Origin of the sequence: Pseudomonas sp. 39004, assembly GCF_028682155.1 — a bacterium.
Classification (GTDB): domain Bacteria; phylum Pseudomonadota; class Gammaproteobacteria; order Pseudomonadales; family Pseudomonadaceae; genus Aquipseudomonas; species Aquipseudomonas capeferrum.
Genome location: NZ_JANIAG010000247.1, coordinates 1 through 5,965 on the forward strand (window position 1 = coordinate 1; position 5,965 = coordinate 5,965).

Annotated in this window: 7 protein-coding genes and 1 pseudogene; 4 read left to right on the forward strand and 4 right to left on the reverse strand. The window is 51.5% G+C overall.

Going from position 1 to position 5,965, the window contains the following annotated elements; translation table 11 throughout:
- Positions 1-345, reverse strand: a 345-nt coding sequence (locus NP534_RS25170; protein WP_274100507.1) for a hypothetical protein, incomplete at its 3' end; no start/stop codon positions are given.
- Between the two features lie 91 nt (positions 346-436).
- On the opposite strand from NP534_RS25170, the gene NP534_RS25175 reads away from it, so the two are divergent.
- Positions 437-712, forward strand: a complete 276-nt coding sequence (locus tag NP534_RS25175; RefSeq protein ID WP_274100508.1) for a helix-turn-helix domain-containing protein — start codon at positions 437-439, stop codon at positions 710-712.
- A gap of 122 nt (positions 713-834) precedes the next feature.
- Positions 835-2,127 carry a tyrosine-type recombinase/integrase gene (locus tag NP534_RS25180; protein WP_274100511.1) on the forward strand — a complete coding sequence of 431 codons (1,293 nt, stop codon included), beginning with the start codon at positions 835-837 and terminating at the stop codon, positions 2,125-2,127.
- Between the two features lie 102 nt (positions 2,128-2,229).
- Here the strand turns inward: NP534_RS25180 and NP534_RS25185 are convergent, their stop codons facing one another.
- Positions 2,230-2,634: an antitoxin Xre-like helix-turn-helix domain-containing protein gene (locus NP534_RS25185; protein WP_196113746.1), complete on the reverse strand. Its 405-nt coding sequence runs from the start codon at positions 2,632-2,634 to the stop codon at positions 2,230-2,232.
- Positions 2,635-2,758: 124 nt separating this feature from the next.
- Between NP534_RS25185 and NP534_RS25190 the strand changes: the two are divergent.
- Together NP534_RS25190 and NP534_RS26930 are read left to right on the forward strand one after the other, a co-directional pair.
- A pseudogene (locus tag NP534_RS25190) lies at positions 2,759-2,890 on the forward strand (DUF3422 family protein); the annotation flags it as partial.
- Positions 2,891-2,904: 14 nt separating this feature from the next.
- On the forward strand, positions 2,905-2,970 hold the full coding sequence (locus NP534_RS26930; RefSeq protein WP_407726702.1) for a hypothetical protein: 66 nt from the start codon (positions 2,905-2,907) through the stop codon (positions 2,968-2,970).
- A 349-nt stretch (positions 2,971-3,319) separates the two neighbouring features.
- Here the strand turns inward: NP534_RS26930 and NP534_RS25195 are convergent, their stop codons facing one another.
- Entirely contained in the window at positions 3,320-3,940 is a 621-nt protein-coding gene (locus tag NP534_RS25195; RefSeq protein WP_274100509.1) for a hypothetical protein, read from the reverse strand.
- Positions 3,941-4,262: 322 nt separating this feature from the next.
- The coding region (locus NP534_RS25200) for a hypothetical protein (protein WP_274100510.1) at positions 4,263-5,965 on the reverse strand (1,703 nt) is incomplete at its 5' end.

Below are 5,965 nucleotides of genomic sequence, written 5' to 3' on the forward strand. Positions count from 1 at the left end.
TCTTCCGATCTCGGAAAGAGTTCGGTATGCATAACCACTCAGTTCGTCATCCTGACGGATAATCGTGGCTGTTTGAAAATCCAGTATAGCTTCGAGTTCCCAACGGTTAGTCTTTGTCATGCACGGTGGAACCGCCATTTGCAGACCAACAACAGCAAGCGTTGCCGAAGGGTCATCTAGGTCATGGAGGAAGCCGAGGACGTTCTGTCCTTTTTTTAATATTTGAACGCCGAGCACCTCGTCGTGCGCGTATAAATTCAGCACGCACGCGATAAAAAAAGGTGTGCATGGGTCAGCATCCAGAACCTCGGAGAATGTCTCGAGGGTTACACGTAGCCCGGCCATAGTATGCCTCCTTGAGAAATGAACACTATAGATTGTAGCCCTATAGGGCTCAACAAGGCTTCATCCTTCCTTTTGTGGATAAGAAACGCAAATGGAACTCAAGCAAGCCCTCGCCCAGGCGCTGCGTAGCATCCGAACCAGCCGCGGGTTCACCCAAGAAGATCTGGGAGAAGTCAGTAGTCGTACCTACGTGAGTACCCTTGAGCGAGGCCTTAAAAGCCCTACCCTTGAGAAACTGGTGGAGCTCGCAATTCGCATGGACGTTCACCCTCTCAGCCTACTCACTGAGGTCTTTCTGCTAACAGGAAAGGAAACAGATATTGAGGTGCTATTCGCCCGGGTGCGCAAAGACCTGGGACAGTCTTGAAGATTGATCCTGGATAGGGCTACGCGCCCATGCAATATCCGATAACGGCTAGACCTGGATATTGCACAACAAGCCATTTCGAGGCATCCTCACCGGTCTCCTACGATTGGTACCGTGAAAATATGCGATTGGCTCCCATCCCCTTGTTCGACACCTTCTCGCGGTTCAATGAACTCAATTTCTTAGGGGTTAGTGCGGAACGTCCTGTAGTTCTTGACTATCTTAGACAATTTGCGCCGGAGCGCGGTGCTATAGACAGCTACCTCATCGTTCGAAGCTTCTTAAAATCTTACGCTGGCAACGAATCCACTTTTATTTCGTTTCGCACCCATGCGGAGCGCCTTTTATTATGGTCTCTACTCTTAGCCCAAAAACCCATAATAGACCTCAGGCGCTCGGACGCTGAGAAATTTATGGAATTCTGCTTGCAACCCCCTGCTTCTTGGGTCGGTCCAGTCGTGAAGTCGAGGTTTGTAAGGCTTGGAGGAAGGAAACGTCTTGACTCGGACGACTATGTGATAAATGAACAATGGCGTCCATTTAGTAACACTATTTCCAAACGTGAGCGAAAAATTTCTTCCGAGAATTCCGCAGATTTACGCGACCGCCCCTACCAAATGGCGCAAGGTTCTGTAGCGCAAGTCTTCGCGGTATGCGGCAGTTTTTTTCAGCACGCTATGGACGAAGGATTTACAGAGTCCAACCCATTTCGAGCCATCAAGCAAAAGTCGGTCTATAAGCAGCGTAATACTTTAGACGCTAGTGCCCGTTCGCTTTCGGAGCTACAGTGGAGCTTTGTTATAGATTGTGCCGAGCAGATGGCCGCTGAAAATTTATCTCATGAACGTACCCTTTTTATAGTTGCGACAGTCTTTTCGATGTACTTGCGTGTGTCTGACTTAGTCGGTCGCGAAAACTGGCGCCCTACAATGGGCGACTTTCGCAGAGACTCTTCAGGTAATTGGTGGTTTCATGTCGTAGGGAAAGGCAATAAAGCTGCAAAAATTAGTGTCCGCGATGATTATATAAGCGACTACTTAATTCGCTACCGCAAACACTTAGGGCTGCCTCCCCTGCCCTCTGCCCAGGAAAAGACACCGGTGATTAGCACCCTCAAAGGTCGAGGCGGCTTGTCAGATCGGCACATCCGAAAATTAATTCAGGATGTGTTTGATCGAGCTCTGCAGCGGATGCAGGACGAGGCGTGGACTGATGATGAAATCGATGCTCTTCGTTCCGCCTCACTCCATTGGCTTCGACACACCTCAGCTACTTTTGATGCTCCATACAGAGATATGAAAGATCTCCAGGCCGACCTACGACATAACAGTTTAAGCACTACACAAAATATCTACTACAATAGCTTAGATGAGCAGCGAGCTTTTTCAGCTAAACGCCTCAAGGTGAGAAAGTGACTTCCCACTGCCAATAAAAACTCGCGTATGAATTTCCTGATTTCCGGGCTAGTGGCCTTTGCTTCAAATAAGCAGTGTTCTATCTACACGCGAACCGCGCGCTCATGAGCTCTGAGCTTCGATACGTAATTCCAGTTGATGGATATGTTTGTACGTTTCATAAAGCGAAATCATGGCGCCTTGCGCCATGACCTCCAATGGCGACCTACCATCAAAAAAAGCATTCTTGTTAGGCGACCCTGGAAAGCCGCAAACATTAGCGGGATTGTCGAATACGCTGCGCAGTGAGGCATGGATATTAAGTACGAGGCTGATCCGCTGCTGTTGATCTTGATCTAGCTTTCGTGGAGATGCCGGCGCTCGCACTGCTCGCCTGTAGGTTGCGTAAGAGATCCGCAGAATTGAGCAGATTTGAGCAGGCGTCGCCTGCCAACCATGCAAAATGTGCAAGGCCACTTTCAAGCCCACTGCCATCTTGTTACGCGAAAGCGCTAGTTGATTTGGCATTTGCATTGGCTCCACCTTCCGAATGCTCTCTCATAGTACATCTGTAGTGATGTTTCAGCATCCGATCTAAGAGAGATCGGTCGCCCACGGCCTCAAAACTGCATTAATTGACACTGAATCGCCCCTGGTTGCCTTGCACAACGAATTACACGCTCGCCCGTCCCTCTATTTCCAAGGCCCAGCGACTGTTCTCCACTTGGCGTTGCTCGGCGACAGCGCAGACTGTACCGCGCTGGTAGAGCACTGCTGCCCTGATGCGGAATACTCAGATTGCCCAACCATAAAGTGTTGAAGGAATGGAAGGCTGACTACGGGATCAATGCAGTAGAGTCCTGATTGGCACAGTAGTGCAGATCGGTTGATACTGGAGCCTAACCCCCAGGGTCGAAAGCCCCCTTGCTTCCGACCCTTGAAAAATTGCATGGAAGTGCTTTGTTCCAAAGTCAGAAATGACCTGAAAAAGGGTGACCCGAAGGGATAGCAAGGCCGCCTCAAACGCACGTCAGATTTGGTACCGTCTGGACGAGGCGACTTGCTGCTTTTGACTCCTCGGACGGGCTTCGCGAGCAGTTCCACCGTCTTTTGGGTAATCTGGCGCCGTTTGCGCTCACAGTTTGATCACTCGCTGCAATCATCCAGGATGGTGCAGCCCAAAGAGAGGTTATCGCACAGTCCCCTTTTTGGCCTACCTAAGAGGAAAAACCGAGATGAAGGCCCGCAAGGATCCTTCATCGGTGCCTGACCAAGACCGGTCCTGTATTTCATTTAGAGCGCTCTGCGTTGGAATCGGCCGAAGCTCTTCCGTTGCAAGGTCTTGGACGTACACGTACAAGCCTGCCTCAACCGCACATGAAACTTTACGATACCAATAAAATTCGCTTTCCCAGGATGCCGGACCCTGTGAAATTAGGACGTCATACTCCTGAACAAGATAACCGAAAAGCACCTTCTGCAAAATATCACGAAGCGCTAGAGAGTGACGGTAGCTCGCCGACCGCCAGATGCGACTATGAGCTATACGTCGGCTACTGATTTCTGGTAGATGCACGACCGTGACCTTGTCGTAGTAGGCGACTGATAACTCGGCATCATCTATCAAAGCGATCTCGAAGCCATCGTCGTCAGCCTTTTCGAGTCGGCCGTCAACACGGATCAGGCGGTACGGAGATTCTCCACCAAAGGCTGCCTTATCACTGATCTCGTGCATTCCTTCAGCACGCGTAAGTGCTGTGTAGAAAGCGGCATTGTCTGCTGTGCGCATTAGTAGCGGTGAATAACTAGTGTGCGCCTTGGCGGCATTGTGCATGACGGATTCTCAGTTAGGGCATTATTCACTCATTCTCCAACGTTAACGGAAGCGCAAAGGCTCTGCAAGAAACTGCTGACAGGGGTAAGGTTCGTCCATACCACATCACCAGAGTAGCTACGAAAATGGTCTACCGCCCGAAGGCGGTAAACACCTCAGTGCGCTACTCATGCCCTGCTCAGGTCGGCTGACGCGACAATCGTAGGCCGTAAACATTTCTGAGTTGGATAGTTCAAACCCATGTCCACTCCTTGCCCGAACAGTCTAGCGAAACGCCCGGCCCATGGCGGGGAGCGATGCTCTTGCTGTAGTGGCGGCAGAGCTAGCACGCTCTACGTACTTCCCTGAAGGCTTCGCTCTGTTCTAACGCAGCGCTGCGACGGTCGCCGAGATCGATTAGTGCGTCGAGTATTCGAAGTAGGCCAAGTGATCTGCCCTGGTCGAGTGGGTAATGTCTATCTGCAAGCCGTTGGACAATAGCTGCAATGCGTGCTGGAAGGGTGGTGCCTGCCCAGCTCCCCTGCGCCAATTGAATGGAGTCCAATGCACTAGTTACCTGTTTGATAAATGGGTCTAAAGGATAGGCATCCGCAGAGCGTTCGCAGAGTGTCAGGAACTTTCCCATGACGAAGGATGACCAGCCTACAGCGTTCATGATGCCGGTAATCAGAGGCATCACCAACGCGATCTGCGACCAATCCCCATTTGCAAAGCGCCTGGTACCTGGGTCCTCCGTGATCTCTACAAAAAACAAGGCACTGATCAGTCGTGACAATGCATTGTCATGGACCGAACCGTCGTTGCGTGTGGAGAACGCCCTATCATTGATGAGTCGTTGAGCACACAACTCCAGCAGAGGCAGCGTGCTGGGAGGAATGTGGTCGGCAGAGATAACATGACTAACAGTCAGTGATTGAGCTATCCGGCTCAGCATGTGCATTGCGTTGCGTTCGGGTACCAAGTATGGCTGTAGACAGACCTCAATGAACCAGGGCTCATCGAAGTATGGCGCTGATCGGGCATACAACTGTCCAAGCGATTGATGCCAATCGTATTCTTCAGGGTGATGTTTCGCGCCAGGAGCCTCTCGTGGAGTCAGTCGCGAGCTCGTCCATCCGGTAAATCCAGCAAGCGCTGATTGCCATAGGGGTCGATAATGGTCTAAGGCGCACCAACGTTCGATGGGGAAGATCTTGAATACGCCCGCGGCAAAGCGCCAATCGAAGAATGGATCAGAGTCCTGCAAAACTTGTTCGCTCCCCTCCTCCACATCGCTCTTTAACTGTTCCCAGGCCTTTGGCATTGCTGGAAACTGACTAGGCTGATTCTCTCGAAGCGCTTTCAGAGCCATCTGCAGAGATTGCTCACGACTGACATGATCTGCCGTGTGATCGTGACCACGCTCAGGGGACCAGCGTGAGCGCCGCCGTGTTGCCATACGCATGGCCAGCTGAGCTGCTACCCAAGTGATTGCTGGATCGGCATCACGCAGCAGTCCAGCAAATGCGAGACCCGCAATGCCTTCCAATGGATGAGCTGTTAAGTTGATTAATGCAGTGCTCGCCTCGGAGTCTGATCTCTCAGTGCTCCTCCTATGGACTAAGGCCACAATCAGGTGGTTGAAAGGATGCCATGGGATTTGCGACCCGTTGAGCGGCCCTTCCTGCATGCTCCAGACGCGCTCCATCACCTCCCACGCCCATATAGAATCTTCACTTTCCTCTGGTCCAAATCGAATGGCGCAGGCGGCGATGCAGGAAATTGCACTTTGCACCGCATGATCACCTACGTCGAGACGCATCTCGAACATCGAAGCGGTGTCATGCTCCTTGGCGAACGCAATCGCCTGGGCAAGACTAAGGCTAGGCTTCAACGCGTTTTGCTCTAATGAGCGAGTTGCCCATTCAAGAACATTCGAAGCGTGGAGAAAAACTGTCGCTTCCTCCCAGCGAGACTGTTGATGTGCATTCAACGGCACTGGTGATTCGTAAGAAATCTTCGTCAACCCGGTTGGGGTCAGTTCTT